This window comes from Streptomyces avidinii (genome assembly GCF_045161815.1).
Taxonomy (GTDB): Bacteria; Actinomycetota; Actinomycetes; order Streptomycetales; family Streptomycetaceae; genus Streptomyces; species Streptomyces avidinii.
On the sequence record NZ_CP108863.1, the window covers coordinates 8965925 to 8980555 of the forward strand.

General features: G+C 71.2%; 13 protein-coding genes and 1 pseudogene. 7 read left to right on the forward strand and 7 right to left on the reverse strand.

The genetic code is table 11. The features are described from left to right. The first annotated feature begins 39 nt into the window (after positions 1 to 39). Positions 40 to 1806: a DUF4157 domain-containing protein gene (locus OG373_RS40840; RefSeq protein WP_405435096.1), complete on the forward strand. Its 1767-nt coding sequence runs from the start codon at positions 40 to 42 to the stop codon at positions 1804 to 1806. 850 nt (positions 1807 to 2656) lie between these two features. After that, positions 2657 to 2962 carry a hypothetical protein gene (locus tag OG373_RS40845; RefSeq protein WP_405435095.1) on the forward strand — a complete coding sequence of 102 codons (306 nt, stop codon included), beginning with the start codon at positions 2657 to 2659 and terminating at the stop codon, positions 2960 to 2962. Positions 2963 to 3081: 119 nt separating this feature from the next. Here the strand turns inward: OG373_RS40845 and OG373_RS40850 are convergent, their stop codons facing one another. The 3 genes from OG373_RS40850 to OG373_RS40860 form a co-directional block, all read right to left on the reverse strand. Beyond that, positions 3082 to 3606: a hypothetical protein gene (locus OG373_RS40850; RefSeq protein WP_405435094.1), complete on the reverse strand. Its 525-nt coding sequence runs from the start codon at positions 3604 to 3606 to the stop codon at positions 3082 to 3084. A 247-nt stretch (positions 3607 to 3853) separates the two neighbouring features. Next, complete coding sequence (locus OG373_RS40855; RefSeq protein WP_405435093.1) at positions 3854 to 4567, reverse strand: bleomycin resistance protein; 714 nt, start codon at positions 4565 to 4567, stop codon at positions 3854 to 3856. 172 nt (positions 4568 to 4739) lie between these two features. Then, complete coding sequence (locus OG373_RS40860) at positions 4740 to 4913, reverse strand: hypothetical protein (protein WP_405435092.1); 174 nt, start codon at positions 4911 to 4913, stop codon at positions 4740 to 4742. Positions 4914 to 5997: 1084 nt separating this feature from the next. Between OG373_RS40860 and OG373_RS40865 the strand changes: the two genes are divergently transcribed. Beyond that, positions 5998 to 8088 (forward strand): DUF6777 domain-containing protein, encoded by a 2091-nt coding sequence (locus tag OG373_RS40865; protein ID WP_405435091.1) that lies wholly within the window; start codon positions 5998 to 6000, stop codon positions 8086 to 8088. Positions 8089 to 8313: 225 nt separating this feature from the next. Here OG373_RS40865 and OG373_RS40870 read toward each other — a convergent pair whose 3' ends face one another. The 3 genes from OG373_RS40870 to OG373_RS40880 all read right to left on the reverse strand — a co-directional run bounded on the left by OG373_RS40870 (position 8314) and on the right by OG373_RS40880 (position 9964). Next, the gene (locus tag OG373_RS40870; RefSeq protein WP_405435090.1) at positions 8314 to 8514 is read right to left on the reverse strand and encodes a hypothetical protein; all 201 of its coding nucleotides are present in this window, start codon (positions 8512 to 8514) and stop codon (positions 8314 to 8316) included. A 14-nt stretch (positions 8515 to 8528) separates the two neighbouring features. Continuing rightward, positions 8529 to 9287, reverse strand: a complete 759-nt coding sequence (locus OG373_RS40875) for an alpha/beta fold hydrolase (protein ID WP_405435089.1) — start codon at positions 9285 to 9287, stop codon at positions 8529 to 8531. A 245-nt stretch (positions 9288 to 9532) separates the two neighbouring features. Continuing rightward, positions 9533 to 9964 carry a pyridoxamine 5'-phosphate oxidase family protein gene (locus tag OG373_RS40880; protein ID WP_405435088.1) on the reverse strand — a complete coding sequence of 144 codons (432 nt, stop codon included), beginning with the start codon at positions 9962 to 9964 and terminating at the stop codon, positions 9533 to 9535. A gap of 219 nt (positions 9965 to 10183) precedes the next feature. On the opposite strand from OG373_RS40880, the gene OG373_RS40885 reads away from it, so the two are divergent. The 4 genes and pseudogenes from OG373_RS40885 to OG373_RS40900 all read left to right on the forward strand — a co-directional run. Then, the gene (locus OG373_RS40885) at positions 10184 to 10834 is read left to right on the forward strand and encodes a transcriptional regulator (protein ID WP_405435087.1); all 651 of its coding nucleotides are present in this window, start codon (positions 10184 to 10186) and stop codon (positions 10832 to 10834) included. Then, a complete protein-coding gene (locus OG373_RS40890) occupies positions 10831 to 11964 on the forward strand; it encodes an aminotransferase class I/II-fold pyridoxal phosphate-dependent enzyme (RefSeq protein WP_405435086.1) in 1134 nt (377 codons plus the stop codon). Before OG373_RS40885 ends, OG373_RS40890 begins: the two co-directional genes overlap by 4 nt. After that, entirely contained in the window at positions 11961 to 12911 is a 951-nt protein-coding gene (locus tag OG373_RS40895) for an ornithine cyclodeaminase family protein (protein ID WP_405435085.1), read from the forward strand. The genes OG373_RS40890 and OG373_RS40895 overlap by 4 nt, the downstream gene beginning before the upstream one ends. A 66-nt stretch (positions 12912 to 12977) precedes the next feature. Beyond that, positions 12978 to 13337 (forward strand): annotated as a pseudogene (locus OG373_RS40900) (ATP-binding protein); the annotation flags it as partial. Between the two features lie 492 nt (positions 13338 to 13829). On the opposite strand, the gene OG373_RS40905 reads toward OG373_RS40900, so the two are convergent. Continuing rightward, complete coding sequence (locus tag OG373_RS40905; protein WP_405444377.1) at positions 13830 to 14405, reverse strand: hypothetical protein; 576 nt, start codon at positions 14403 to 14405, stop codon at positions 13830 to 13832. Between the last annotated feature and the right edge of the window lie 226 nt (positions 14406 to 14631).

Consider the following 14631-nt stretch of genomic DNA (forward strand, 5'->3'; position numbering starts at 1 on the left):
CCAGACGGGAAGTCGTCTGTTCGCCGAGGAAGAGGTTGCATGCACGCCGAAGAACGGGCCGGGTCCGCCGAGGTACGCAAGGGCAGGGCCCCGGCCCGCCAGCCCCGGGCCGCGAGCCCGACGCCGTCCCCGGGCCTCCTCGCGTTGCAGGGCACCGTCGGCAACGCGGCAGTCGTCCAGATGCTCCGCGGGCCCGGACAGCCAGGGGCCCAGGAACGACACCGGCACGGCGCCGACTGCAACCACCAGCAGACCGGGCAGCCGGTACAGCGCTCCGCCGTCGACGGCGTCCTGCGCACCCCCGGCAGCACCCTCGACGACGCCACCCGTACCGAGATGGAAGCCCGCCTCGGCGCCGACTTCTCCGACGTACGGATCCACACCGGCGAGGCGGCCCGCGCTTCCGCCGCCGAGATCGGAGCCCGCGCCTACACCTCCGGCAACCACGTCGTCATCGGCAGCGGCGGCGCGGACCGGCACACCCTGGCCCACGAGCTGACCCACGTCATCCAGCAGCGGCAGGGCCCGGTGGCCGGCACGGACAACGGGTCGGGACTGCACCTCTCGGACCCGTCGGACCGCTTCGAGCGGGAGGCGGAGGCAAACGCCACCAGGGTTCTGAGCGGACCGGTGCCCAGCCGGGAGACGCAGGGCCCGGCCGAACGGACCGGCGCCGGCCAAGAGTCCGTGCAGCGCTCCGTCCACCCCTACCCGACGTCCGGCCAGGCCCCCAGCGAGGAGGTCGGGAAGGACCTGGTGGGCTTCGGCGAGAAGCTCGACGCGGCCGTCCAGATCGCCTGGCTCCAGGCCACCCAGAACCCGACCGACGCCAATCTCGCGCTCACGGACGGATATCTGGGCCGGTGGGCGGAGCAGTGGCAGGAGTACCTCCAGGCCGCCCCGGGCAAGAAGGCGGAGATAGCCGCGCTGGTACCCGCCATGGCCGGCTACGCCATCGAGTCCCTCGCCACCAAGGTGTTCCTCACCGAGCGGAAGTCCTGGACCGGTCCGGCCTCCGGCCTCAAGTTCTCCGTGGCCATGCAGGTCACCCACGGCAACACCCGCCCCGATGTCGTCCTCCAGCTGGGCGGGAGCGACGTCGCCTGGTACGACATCACGTCCGCGAAGAGCCTGGGGCACATCTTCGAGAAGGACGGCTCCGGGTGGCAGACCAAGCCGTACGTGGCCGAGATCGCCTATCCGCAGGTGACGGCACAGACGGTCGAGTCGAACGCGGCCAAGTGGCAGAACGCGGGCAGCCCCGCCATCACGAACGACCCCATGATCTTCGCGAACTACTGGATGGAACGCGGGCGGTTCGAGGTGTCCATGGAATTCATGCGCAAGGACATCCTCCAGACCAGCCCCAGCCTCTTCGACCACGCCCGGAACGCCGCCGACAGCGTCACGGGCAATGTGAACGCGGCACGCCGCCAGGAGTACATGAGGGCCTGCCTGGCGCTCTACAAGGCCGGGGTGCTCGGCGGCGACTCCAGCGCATCCGAGGTGGCCACCGGGATCGAGGGCAAGGCCCAGACACCCGGCGTCGCGGCCCTCGCACCGCTGCCCAAGGACACCGCCTCGGTCATCCAGTGGCTCACCAACAACCACAAGAAGTACGGCTTCCAGGGCAGCGACGGCAAGAGCAGCTTCAAGAGTCTGAGCGTCCAGCCCGGAATCGTCTGGCTCCAGGAGTGCGCCGCGCACAAGCAGCTCACTATCTCGGACGCCGACATCCTGGCCCACATCGAAGCGAACTACGCGGAGGGCCTCACCGCACTGCGCAACGCGGGCCTGATCACGTGACCGACGGGCCGAATGGGTGAGCATCGGAGCCCGGTCCTTGCCGGTGGTGTTTCCCGGTCGCGCCGCCGTATCCGTACGGGGGTGCTGTTCCGGAATTCCGGAACAGCACCCGCTCTCCACCGGCCCGGACGGGATCCGCTCGCGTGGTACCCGCCGGGATGCGTGTCCGGCGGGCCTGGTGGGTGTTCGCCTGCGAGGATCGTCTGGCTGGAGTCGGGGGATCCGCTGCGAAGCGACTGCCCCGGCGGCTCCACCCCGCATGCCCCCGGCCGGCATCCCCCCCGCCGGCCGGGGCCGGCCCCGGCCAGCCCACCCCCCGGCTGGTCGGGGCTCTTCCGTACGAAGGGGTGTCCGGGTGTCCGGGGCTGCCCGGCGGAGCACCGGGAAGCGTCCGGCCCGGGGGCCACCCTTCGGCGGTGATCAGCAGGAGCGCCACTCCGCCGATGCCGTGCCGTTGAAGTACTTGCCCTGATCCGCCCATACCTCGATCCACCTGCTGACTCCGGCGGGGCCGACGTGCGGGCTGGACTTGTGGCCGCCGCCCGCGTAGTAGAACTTGATGAACGGGCACCGGCCGTCGGCCCTGGCGTCGAAGATGGTTCCGGTGGCCCGGGCCCCGTCGCAGATTTCGCCGCTGCCGCCGCCTTCGCCGCGGGTCTTGTTCCAGGGGGTGCCCGCCAGGACGGTGCTCTCGCCGCCTGCGGCGGCCGGTGCCGGTGCGGCCGAGATCGCGACCGCGGACAGGCCGAGGGCGAGTGTCGCCAGCGCACGGCCGGCGCGGCGACGGTTCGTGGTCTAGATCATCCACCCCGCGGCCGACGTCCCGGTCACGGAGTTCGACGGGATCCGGGTGGGCGGCATCTACCCGGTTCTGGAGATGGTCACCTACGACATCGACTGCCAGATCCGCGTGCTCGGCCCCGGCACACCCGACCCCGGACTCCTCTGGGACCCTGCCGACTTCGAGACAGTGGACACCCGAATACCCCCCCCCGGCTGGACCCTGGTCATCGACGGCGGCCGCACCCGCCTCGCGGACGCCCGCTGGCAGCGCCCCGGATTCTGGACCGACTACGCCCACGGCGACCCACAGGCCCTGGCCGACTACGAGTACGTGAAGCGCGAACTCCTCACCGCCGAGCCGCCCGAGAACTGACCCTGCGCCCGGTGCCCTCTCTCCCACATCCTGACGGTTCCCGGTCCTTGTGGTCTACCGCGCCCAGCCCACGCCGAGTTCGGCCGCGGGTATGCAAAGCCGGTTCCCCGGCCGTGTGTTCAGACGCCGGAGTGTGCCCCGTCGCCGGCGCCGAGGAGGGAGACCGTGAGCCGGCGTTCGACGGCGTTCGGCAGCGACCACAGTTCGCTGCGCAACTTCCGGTCCTGCGCGCCTTGGCGGTCGGCACGGCGGATCCCGGGCACGGCGAGGGCCAGGGCGGCCAGGGACGCGGCCAGCCCGGTGCCGAGGAGTCCACCGGCGAGTACGGCACCGCCCGCCACGGCGAACGGAAGCGCGAACCCGAGGCAGAGCGTGCCGAGGCCGCCGAGGACGGCCACCATCCACCACAGCGGGGTGAGCGGGTGCTCGTCGCGCATGTGGTCGACCAGCTGCCGGTCGGTGGGACGCCGCCGACGGTGCTCCTGGGCGGCGGCGAACAGCTCGGCACGCCCGCGCAGCGCCCAGACGGCGCGCACCCCCACCCATGCGACGGGCAGTACGAACAGCGTCACCAGCACCAGGCCCGCCTGAACCGCCCGCGGCACCGGCACCCCGCCGGAGGCGTCGGCCACCACGGACGCCACAGCGGCTCCCGCAACCACAGCACCCGCCGTGTTCGTGGCCACGAGCCATCGCCGGGCCCGGCGCACCCGAGCGCCGAGAGGGAACTCGACCGCGTCCAACGTCTTCTCCGTTCGATGACCGCAGGTACTCTACGCAGCCCGCCGAGGAAGCGGAGCAGCTCGGGCCCGGAACCTGACCGACGCGCACGCGGCAGGGGAACTGCGCCGGCGGGCGGCGGGCGCACACCAGGAGAACGTCCTCACGGGCTCATCGCGGTCCCTGGTCTCGGAGGTCTTCGAGGCGCTCGATGTCGTCGTGCACCGACTCCTGCTCCTCGGCGGTGAGGTGAACCGCGGCGGCCTCATCGAGGGCGGTGGTCATGGTCTCCCTGTCACCGAGGCGCCCGGCGGTATCCGCTCGCAGGACCAGGAGGCGCAGCAGTTGCGCCGGCGTGGGGCGCTCGTCCTCCAGACGGAGGACGCGATCGATGATCTTTGCAGCGGCCGCCGGGTCGTCCTTCGAATCCGCGAAGAGGGACGCCATGTGGAGAGCCCGGGCGAAGGTCTCGTCGGGGGCGGGTCGGTGGCGTTGGTCCTTGCTCGTCCGCTGCCCGACACGGATGCAGTTGCCGCCCGGATCGGTCATGAGGAACTGCCGCACGCCGTACGACATGTCCTTCAGCGGCCCGATACGTGGCAACCCGCGGGTCGGGACCCTCCCGTAGGCCGCCTTGAGGCCGGCTCGGAAGGCGTGGTGCAGCCCGTCCACGTCATCGGTCACCACGTAGCACGTGCTGATCGACTCGGCCGGCTCGTACTGCTTCAGACCGAAGAACTGGAGCTCGATACCTCCTCGTTCCACGACTGCGTAGGGGTTGGGACTTCGTTGCCGGTAGGTCACCTCGAATCCGAGCGCGATGTAGAAATCGAGAACGGGCTGAAGGGTGAGGCACGGCAGGATCGGAATCGTCTTCTCGCTCATGCAGCCACTCTAGTCAACTTTGACTAGAGTGGGCTCGCTCAGTAGCCGGGGGTTCCGTGGTTCGTGGCAGCATGCGACCCGGCGCTGATCGCGAAGCGGATCGGCGCCGGGTCGTCCGGGGCGGGTGGGGTCCACCGTCCCGGGTGGTGCGAGGGTCTCGGTGGTGGGTCGGTCACCCGCCGGGGGCCGGTGCGGGGGCGGGGTTGGGCTTGTGCTCGCAGTAGACCTTGCAGCCCGGCATGTTCTTCACGTCCTTGGGCTTGCCCTTCTTCTTGTTCTTCTTGTGCTTGTTGTTCCAGTCGCCCTTCTTGTGGTGGTCGCCGCGGTCACCCTTGGCGAGGTCCACGTGACTCACGGTCGTCGTGGCGACCTCACTGACCGGCGAGGGCGCCGGCGCCGCAAAGGCGCTGCTGGGCACCAGCACGCCGGCGCCGACGAACGCGGCCGAGACGGTAACAAGGGCAAAGCGCTACTTACGGGATGAACAGGGCATGGGGAGTGCTCCTTCGGGAGGGAATCGGTTAAGCGGAACAACTCCAGTAGGCCCTCCACGCCCCCGGCGCACATGTCCCCATATTCCGTGACTTGACGGACCGGCCTGCTGTGCTGGCGGTCGGCGAACCGGAGTTCCGCGATGCCCGCCAGGACGGCGGTGCCGACCGCGATACAGCAGTTTCCGAGACGTTGGCGGAAGGCTAACGCCCTGATCAGAGCCCCAAAGAGCGCGCAATCCCCTGCACCGGCTTTCCGGAGAGCGGCTTCGCGCCCGCGACGTGGCTCCTCCTCGCGCCCGCCTGCGCCGAGTGGAGCCGACTGCACCGGTAGCGGCCGATGGGCTCTGGCCCCCGGCCCCGTCTGTTGCCGGCCCAGAGAGCGCAGCCGTCGTGCCGGGCAACGACCGCCGACGAGCCCGGTCGGGCTGTTGGTAGACGCCCGGTTTTATGCAGGGGGGTTTGTCAAGTCCCGAAAGGTCGCGGCCTGACGAGGTGCGGGGGAGGGGGCCTACTCAGAAGACGGACGCACGCGCAGTGGGCAGTTCCCGCCGAGGCGTTTCCAGACGTCCAGAGTTCCAAATTTCCAGGTTCCACCTCCGGGATGTGGAGGCGTTGACGGTTCGGAAGGAGTGAGAGCATGCGAGTCACCATGGTTTGCCCGCTGCCCTGTGTCGGGAGGCGGGCGTCGTGAATTCCCTGCCTCCTTCCTCCGAGTGCCCCACCGGCCCGCCGCCCGGCCCGTTGTCGGGCCGGGGCGCGCATGCAGAACCGCCGCCCCCGCCCCCGCCGCCGCCCTCCCGGCCGGCACCAGGCCCTCCGCCTCCCCCGGGGCCCCCGTCGGGGCCTCTTCCGGCCTCTTCCGGCGGGTCTTCGCTGCCGCCGGCGGGTGGTGGTGGACGGGTTCGCAGGTGGCGATCGCGCAGAGCCGTGCTGGGCGTGAGTACGGCGGTGGCCGTGGTGTCGGCTGTGGTCCTCAGTTTCACCGTGCTGGGCGGGAACACCGCGGTGGGCGGTGAGGTCTTCCTCCAGGCCGCTCCGGAGGCCGGGCCCGACCCGTTCACTCCTTCGACGGCCGCACAGGCCGAGAGCGTCGCCAAGGTCACGCCCATGACCGCGGGTGTGAATGCGAAGGACGGTACGGGCAGCAAGGGAACCACGGGCACTGCGCGCACGCTCGAGGTCGACGGCGGATATCCGGGGCTGTACGGCGGAACGCGCAACGTCGCGAGCTGTGACGTCGAGAAACAGAGCCGATTCCTCACGCAGCACCCGGACAAGGGCAGGGCGTTTGCCGTCTCGCTGGGTATCCGGCAGCCCGAAATTCCTTCGTACCTGCGGTCGCTGACGCCCGTCCGGCTGGGTTGGGACACCAGGGTCACCAATCACGGATACCGGAACGGCGCACCCACCGGCTACCAGGCGGTGCTGCAGGCCGGCACTCCCGTGCTGGTCGACGGCCGGGGCGTGCCCCGGGTCCGCTGCGCCTGCGGCAACCCCCTGAATCCGCCCGTCGCGGTCAGAGGCAGGCAGACGTACAGCGGCGCGAAGTGGTCCTCGTTCCGGTCCTCCGGCCTCGTCGCGGTCAAGCCCGCGGTGGAGCCGGTGAAGACCGTCACGGTCTTCGACCAGGACCGCAGGGGATGGTACGAGCGCCCGAGCGGAGCGGCGGAGGGCAATCACGACCGCGAGGTCCCGCCCCCGAAGGGTCAGACCCCCGGCTCTGCCTACCCGGTCCTGCCGGCGGCCCACCCGCGATCGGCCCAGCCACCCTCTGACACGCCCCCGAACCAGCCCCCGGGGACCACCACCCCCGGCCAGGCGTCGAACCAGCCTCCCGGCAAGGCCCCCGGCCAGGCGCCGGGCCAGAACCCCGGGAACGTCCCCGCTCGGAGCCCGGGCGATGCCCCGGGCGGCATCCCGGGCCAGACCCGGGGCGATGTCCCGGACCAGGCCCCTGGGAAGGCACCGGACCCGGGCCGGAAGCCGGGCGAGAACCCGGATGAAGGCTCGGAGAAGGCACCGGGCCAGGAGTCCGGCAAGGCACCGGGCCAGGAATCCGGCACGGACCCGGGCAAGACGCCCGAGAAGACGCCCGAGAAGACGCCCGGGAAGGCGCCCGGCAAGGACTCGGAGAAGGACCCGGGCCAGGAGTCCGGCGAGCACCCGGGGAAGGAGTCGGGCCAGGAGCCTGGCAAGGCCCCCGGACCGGACGCAGACAAGGAGCGCGGCCAGGCTCCCGGGAAGGTGCCGGGCAAGGACTCGGAGAAGGACCCGGGCCAGGAGTCCGGCGAGCACCAGGGGAGGACGCCTGGCAAGGAATCGGGCGATAGCCCGGGCAAGGCCCCTGGGAAGGACTCGGGGAAGGTGCCGGGCCGGGAGTCGGACCAGGATCCGGCGAAGGTGCCCGGTCAGGAGTCGGGCGGGAAGCCCGGCAAGGTGCCCGGCCAGGATCCGGGCAAGGCCCCAGGGAAGGAGTCGGGGAAGGTGCCTGGCCAGGAGCCCGACAAGGGGCCCGCCCACGATCCGGCGAAGGTGCCAGGCCAGGAGTCGGGCACGGGTTCCGGGAAGGCACCCGGTAGGGACCCTGGCAAGGGTGCGGGTCAGGCCCCGGACACGGCTCCCGGGAAGGCGCCGGAATCCGGCCACGAACCTGGGAAGGCCCCCGGTCACGACACGGGCAAGGACACCGGTCAGGAGTCCGGGAGCTCGCCGGGCCAGGCCCCCGGCACGGCTCCCGGGAAGGCGCCGGAATCCGGCCAGGAGCCGGGCAAGGCCCAGGAAAGGAGCGCTGGCAACGATCCCGGAACGGCGCCCAGGAACGGTCAGGGCAGGGATCAGGGCCAGGCTCCCGGGAAGGCGCCGGGCCAGGATTCGGGCGCCGTCCCCGGCAACGGCCCGGGAAAGACGCCGGGCCGGGTGCCGGGGCAGGAGCCGGGCGGAAGCACGGGCTCGAACCCTGGTAACGAGCCCGGGCGGCAGCAAGGTGGGGACTCCGGCGGTGAGCCGGGGGCGGAGCAGCCCCGGTGATCCGGTGGTGCGAAATACCCGGGCGATGACGCTCCGGCTGAGCCACCGCCGGCCGATGCCCGCGGTGGCTGAGTCGGTGCGTGGGCGATGAGAGGCGCATCGTCGTTGACGGCCTGACCTCGTCGTGGGGTTCAGCGCAGTCGGGGGCTGTTACCGAGCCCGCTCGTAGGCGTGGGGCTGACGGCTGACGGCTGGCGCGACCGCCCCTACGGCCTGTCCTACGGATCAGGAAGCGGCGCTGCGGCGGGTGCGGAGCCGGCGGACGTCCTTCACGGCGTGGACGGCGGTCATGAGCGCGAAGCCGGTGAGAGCGAGCCAGAACCAGGATTCCGCCACCGTGAGACTCAGCAGCAGGCCGCCGGTGAGCAGCAGAGCGGCGACGCACCCCAGGTGCCCGTACGACCCGGCCGGCTCACGCCGGGTCACGGTGTGTGCGGCCGTCAGGTGGCGAGGAAGGTGCGGAGGGCGTTCGCGAAGTCGTCCGGGGCGTCGTGGTGGACGACGTGTCCGGCTGAGAGTTCGACGCGATGGGCGGGGCCCGGATGGCGGGCGTGCATCTCGCGGGCGTGTGCGGGGGTGATCTCGTCGCTGCGGGTTCCGTGGACGAGGAGGGTCGGACAGGTCACGCCGGTCCAGTCGGCCCAGTGGTCGCCGGTGAGGGCCTGTTGGGAGGCGATGGTGTCGTCGATGTCGAAGGAGAACCCCCATCCGTCGTCCTTCTCGCGGAAGGAACACTCCAGGTAGGGTGCGGCGGTTCCGAGCGCTTGGGCCAGGGCCTCACGGGTGGGTTGCGGTCCGGGCAGGCGGCGGGTGAACGCGGTGTCGATGTCGACGACAGCGCCGATGTCCTCGACGACCAGGACCGTGACGTGTCCGGGGCGGCGGGCGGCGTACTGATAGGCGTTGACCCCGCCGAGAGAGTGCCCCACCACCGGCAGTGGGCCGAGCCCGAGGTGGTCGTGGAAGGCGGCCACGTCCTCGACGTAGTCCTCCCGGCCGTAGGAGTCGGCGCGATCGGATTCCCCGTGCCCGCGCTGGTCCAGCGCCAACACCCGCCAATCCGGGGAGAGCGCGGCGGCCAGGGGAGCGAACGCGGCGGCCTCGTTGTAGTGCCCGTGCAGGGCCAGTACGGGCCGGCCGGGCCCGCCGAAATCGAGGTAGGACAAACGACGGCCGCGGTGAAGAAAGGAATGACGCACACCTGTGATCGTAGAAACCCACGCCTGGTCGACAAGCACCATCCCCGATCCTCAGGCGCTCGGCGCATGTGCCGGCGGCCCGAGGGCAAGCGGTGTGCCGGCCCCTCGGGGCCCTTTCCTCACCTCCTGCACCGCACGGTGCCTCCGCGCCTCCTGCACCGCACGGTGCCTCCGCGCCTCCGCGCCTCCGCGCCTCCGCGGCCTGGGGGAGTCGCGACGTCCGGCAGCCCGTGGGACGGGCGTTCTCAGACGTTGCCGAGGTCGGAACTCACCCACCGCTGCGGGCGCATGTGGATCACGAGCTGCTCCCCGTGTTCCTTCCAGGCGAAGTCGACGTAGCCCTCGACCTTCTCCGCCGGCAGGTAGCGGGCGGAGATCTCCACCAACTGCTCGCGCGTGGCGGGAACGGTGGAGATGACCGGTCCCTCGACCGACACGTACCGGATCGTGGGCTCCAGACGGTCCACCATCAGGGTGAACCGGCCTGCGGCCCGGATCAGATCGGCCTTGCGCGAGTCCCGTCCGGTCATGATCCAGATGTCGCCGCCGGGTGAGTACTGGTACCAGATGGGGACCGCGAGCGGCGCACGGTCACCTTCCGCTCCCGCGTTCACCGCGAGCGCGGCGACGTGGGGCTCGGCGAGGAACTGCTCGCGTTCGGTGCGGGACAGGGCCACGGCGCACTCCTTCGACAGGCGAATCCTTCTGGAGGGATCCCTTCACCCAAGAACCCTGCCCCGCTGCGCGCCCATTCCCCGCCCATTCCCCGCATTCCCCGCCCGGCCCGGATCCGCCCGGAAGGCACGGCGGAGCGGGGCGATCCGGCCGGCCCGGCGGCAGGCACAGGAGAGGGTCGGTTCTGGACTTTCTGTCCAGTCTGGACTTACAGTCCAGCCATGGGGAATGTTGAAGACCCGCAAGATGCTCGCGTACGGCTGTGGGCGCCGGTGGCCCAGGCTGTTGCGCTGCTGCTCGGCCCGTACGCCGAGGTCGTCCTGCATGATCCGGACACCGACCGGGTCCTCGGGATCTGGAATCCGATGACCTCCCGCGGCGTGGGAGACCCCTCGCTGCTGGGGGAGCTCGACGATCTCGAACCCTCGGCACAGGATGTGTTCGGGCCGTACGAGAAGCTGCTCGTCGACGGCCGCCGGCTGACATCGGTCAGCGCCGTCCTGCGGGATCCGCAGGACCGGCCGTCGGCGGTGCTGTGCATCAATCTCGACCGCACGCCGCTGGAACAGGCCGCCGCGGTCCTGTCCGCCTTCGGCGCCCCCACCGTGCAGCGCCCGGAGCCGTTGTTCGAGCAGGACTGGTCCGAGCGCATCCAGCACATCATCGGCAGCTACGTCCGCGAGACGGGGCGCCCCGTCGAACGCATGACCCGCCAGGACCGCCTGGCCGTTCTCGGCCGGCTGGAGGAGGCCCGGGTGTTCGCGGTCCGCCGCGCCGCTCCCGTCGTCGCCGGCGCCCTGCGGGTGTCCCGTTCCACCGTCTACGGCCTGCTCGCCGAACTCAGATCACCGAACGCGAAGGACCGAACATGACCCGGCTGCCCGACTTCCGCCTGGAAACGTACTTCTCCCGCTGGGAGTTCACCGCCCGCCACCACCTGACCGCCTCCGACGTCCAGACCATGACGCTGGGCGAGCTCCTCTCCCTGGCCGACGACAAGGACCGTGAGGCCTTCGAGAACCTGCCCCTGGGATACACCGAGACCTTCGGCGACCCGGCCCTGCGCGAGGTGATCGCCCAGACGTACGAGAACGTCGGCGCGGACGACGTGATCTGCTTCGCGGGAGCCGAGGAGGCCCTCTACCTGGCCATGAACGTCCTGCTCGACGCCGGGGACCACGCCGTGGTGGTGACCCCGAACTACCAGGCCGCCGAGACCGTGCCGATGGCCCTGTGCGAGGTCACCGGTGTGGCCCTCGACCCGGACCGCAACTGGGCCCTGGACCTCGACGAGGTCGCGGCGGCGATCCGGCCGAACACCCGCGTCGTATCGGTGAACTTCCCCAACAACCCCACCGGCAAAGTCATCGACGCGGCCGACTTCACCGCGCTCGCCCGCCTGTGCGACGAGCGCGGCATCCACCTCTTCAGCGACGAGGTCTACCGCGGCCTGGAGGCCGACGCCGCCCGCATCCTGCCGCAGGCCGCCGACCTGTCCGAGCGCGCCCTGTCCCTGAACGTGACGTCCAAATCCCTGGGACTGCCCGGGCTGCGCATCGGCTGGATCACCTGCCGCGACCGCGAACTGCTCTCGCGACTGGAGCGCGCCAAGCACTACACCACCATCTGCAACTCCGCCCCCAGCGAGGTCCTGGCCCGCATCGCGCTCAAGGCCCGCGAGCCGATCCTCCGCCGCAACCGTGCGCTCATCGCAGCCAACCTGCCGGCGTTCGAGTCGTTCTTCTCCGAGTTCGCGGACGACTTCGACTGGCAGGCCCCCGACGGCGGATGCGTCGCCTACCCCCGCTACCTCGGCCCCGACGGAGTGGAGGAATTCTGCACCCGTCTGGTGGAGGAAGCCGGCGTCCTGCTGCTGCCCGCCAGCATCTACCACTCCGAACTCACCCCCACCCCGCCCGACCGGTTCCGCATCGGCATCGGCCGCCACCGCCCCGAAGAAGGCCTGGCAGCCTTCGCGCACTGGATGCGGACAGGCCGATGACGACGACCCTGCCCGTCTTCGACACGGGCGCCATCGAGACCGCCGCCACCTCCCGGATGGTCCTGGACACCGTCCGCGACGCTCTCATCGCCCACGCCGAAGGCCGCACCAGCGTCCCGCCGCCCCTGCACATGGACTTCCCCCAGGCCAACGGCGACTGCCACGTGAAAGCCGGCTGGATCACCGACGCCACCGACTTCACCGTCAAGATAGCGACCGGCTTCTACGGCCGCCCCGGCCTCGGCATGCCGTCCCACCACCACGGCCTGGTCTGCGTCATCAGCGCCGAGACCGGGCAGATACGCGCCGTCCTCAACGACCGCGGCCTGCTCACCGCCTGGCGCACCGCCGCCGCGGGAGCGCTGGTCACCCATGCCATGGCCCGGCCCACGGCCCTCACCCTGGGCCTCTTCGGCACCGGGGAACAAGCCCTCCTCCAGGCCGTCTGGCTGGCCAAACTCCGCCCCATCGGCCGGATACTCGTCCACGGCCGCAACCTGCACAACGCCTCCGCCCTGTGCGAGGAACTCCACAAGAACGGACTGCCGGCCCGGCCCGCTTCCGCACAGCAGACCGCCGGCGCCGACATGATCATCACCACCACACCGGCGACAGCACCCGTCCTGAACGCCGCCGACGTGCCCGAGGGCACCCACGTGACCGGCATCGGCACGGACATGCCCCACAAGAACGAACTGCCACCGGCGCTCTTCCACCGCGCACAGCTCATCGCGACCGACGACCGTTCGCAGTGCCTCCACCACGGCGACTTCGGCCACGCCGTCCGCGCGGGCGCCACCGCGCAGGACAGCGACATCGCCGCCGGCCTGATCCTCAAAACGCCCCCCGACCGCCCCGAAACGGCCATCACGGTCGCCGACCTCACCGGTGTGGGCGCCCTCGACGCGGCACTCGCCTCGGCCGTCCTCCACCGGCTCCTGCGGTAACCACCGCAGCCGGACGGGCGGAGCACCGCCGACACCGCTCACACCCCCCACTGCCAGGACCCTGCCATGGACGCCGGCACCGACATCGAAACGGCCCCCTCCCCAGCCGCCCCGACGCGCCTCGCACCACAGCCCGCCACCGTCTGGAAGCTCCCGCACCATCCCGTGTCCGCCGGTACGGCGCGCCGCATCACCAGCACCGTTCTCGATGGATGGGACGTAGACGACGAGACCGTCGACCAAGCACTGCTCGTCGTCTCCGAACTCGTCACCAACGCCCTCGAACACGCCCTGCCCCCCGTCGCCCTCCACCTCCAGCGCCCCGGAAACGACGGCGCCCTGCGCATCGAAGTCGGCGACGGCGGCCACGCCGACCACGAGGGAACCTGGACCACCAGCTGCGCACCGGAAGAGCACGGTCGCGGCGTGAGCATCATCGTCCGCCCCCTGCTCGCAGCCGGTCCGGGCGCACGGGAAGTCAGAGGTGAGTCGGATGAGCCCGTGAACGCTCGACCCGCCGACCACGTAACCGTCCCGCCGTACGCGCCCGCCCTGGCGCCCCGGCCGAACTCCGTCCCCTGCTGCGCGCCGACCGCCGTGCGTGCGGACACGTGGGTGCCGGCGTTCGAACGGGACCGGAGTTGCGCGAAGCCGCGGCCCCGGCCGTCGACGCCTTCATGGACCCCGGCCACGACGAGTCCGGCTTCGTGGACCTGGACGACCTCCTCGGCCGCCACGGGTGACCGGTCAGCCGTGGGCGGTGCGTCTGTCCCCGCAGGCCGCGAAGACGCTCGCCGAGATTCCCGACCCGGCCAGGGAGATGGTTCTCTACGTGGCCGATCGCCGCACCCGGCACCTGTCCGTCCTGGACATCGTCCGGCTCGGGCAGCAAGTCTTGCCCTCGGCCGTATTGAGGGGTCAGCCGATGCGAACGGTGATCTCGGGGAGAGGTATGTCGGAGAGGTTCAGCTGGATCCCGGTCAGGGTCAGGTAGGTCTGCGAGTCGGTCAAGGCGGAGGTGGTGGACGGCGCCTGGGTCTTCCCGCGCGTGCTCACCAGCAGGTACCAGCCCCCGCGCTTGTAGCTGCGGGAGGCGTCGGGGCGGTCGCCGTTCGGGTTCAGCGTCCAGCCCTGGCGCTCCAGGTCGGCGCAGATCGCGTTCATCTCCGACTGTGCGGCGGTCTTCTCGCGGACGGCCATCCAGCCCGTCCTGTTCGAGTTGGCGCCGGCCGCGACGGTCGGGCGGCCCTGCGCCGGGTCGAGGCCTGCTGCGCCGACCGCGGTCCGGATCACCTCGTCCACGGCGTCCCGTGGCAGGGGCGGTGACGTGGACTCCGGTGTGGGCGCCGCCGTGGACGGGGACGGCGCGGGCGCGCCCAGGTGGATGCGCCCGTCGTCGTCTACCTGGATGTGGTCCGGCAGGACCACGGCGGCCAGGCTCACGATCAAGGTCGTGGCCAGCCCGATCCACACCCTCTTCAACAGCGCGTTCAACGCGAAACTCCCCCCGAGTGATCATTCGGAGGGAGTCTCACACATACTGCCGGGCGCCCGGCAGTCCTTAAAGGCGGGGCCCGCTGCTTCGTGTTCTCGGAGACTTGCGGATCGCTTCGCCCCACCGAGCCGCCTCGGTGACCCGCGCGATGTGCGAACACGTGGGAGCCCCCTGCCGGACCTCCGGCAGAACTTGCCGGCGGCGGCCGGCATGTGGGGGCGGCTG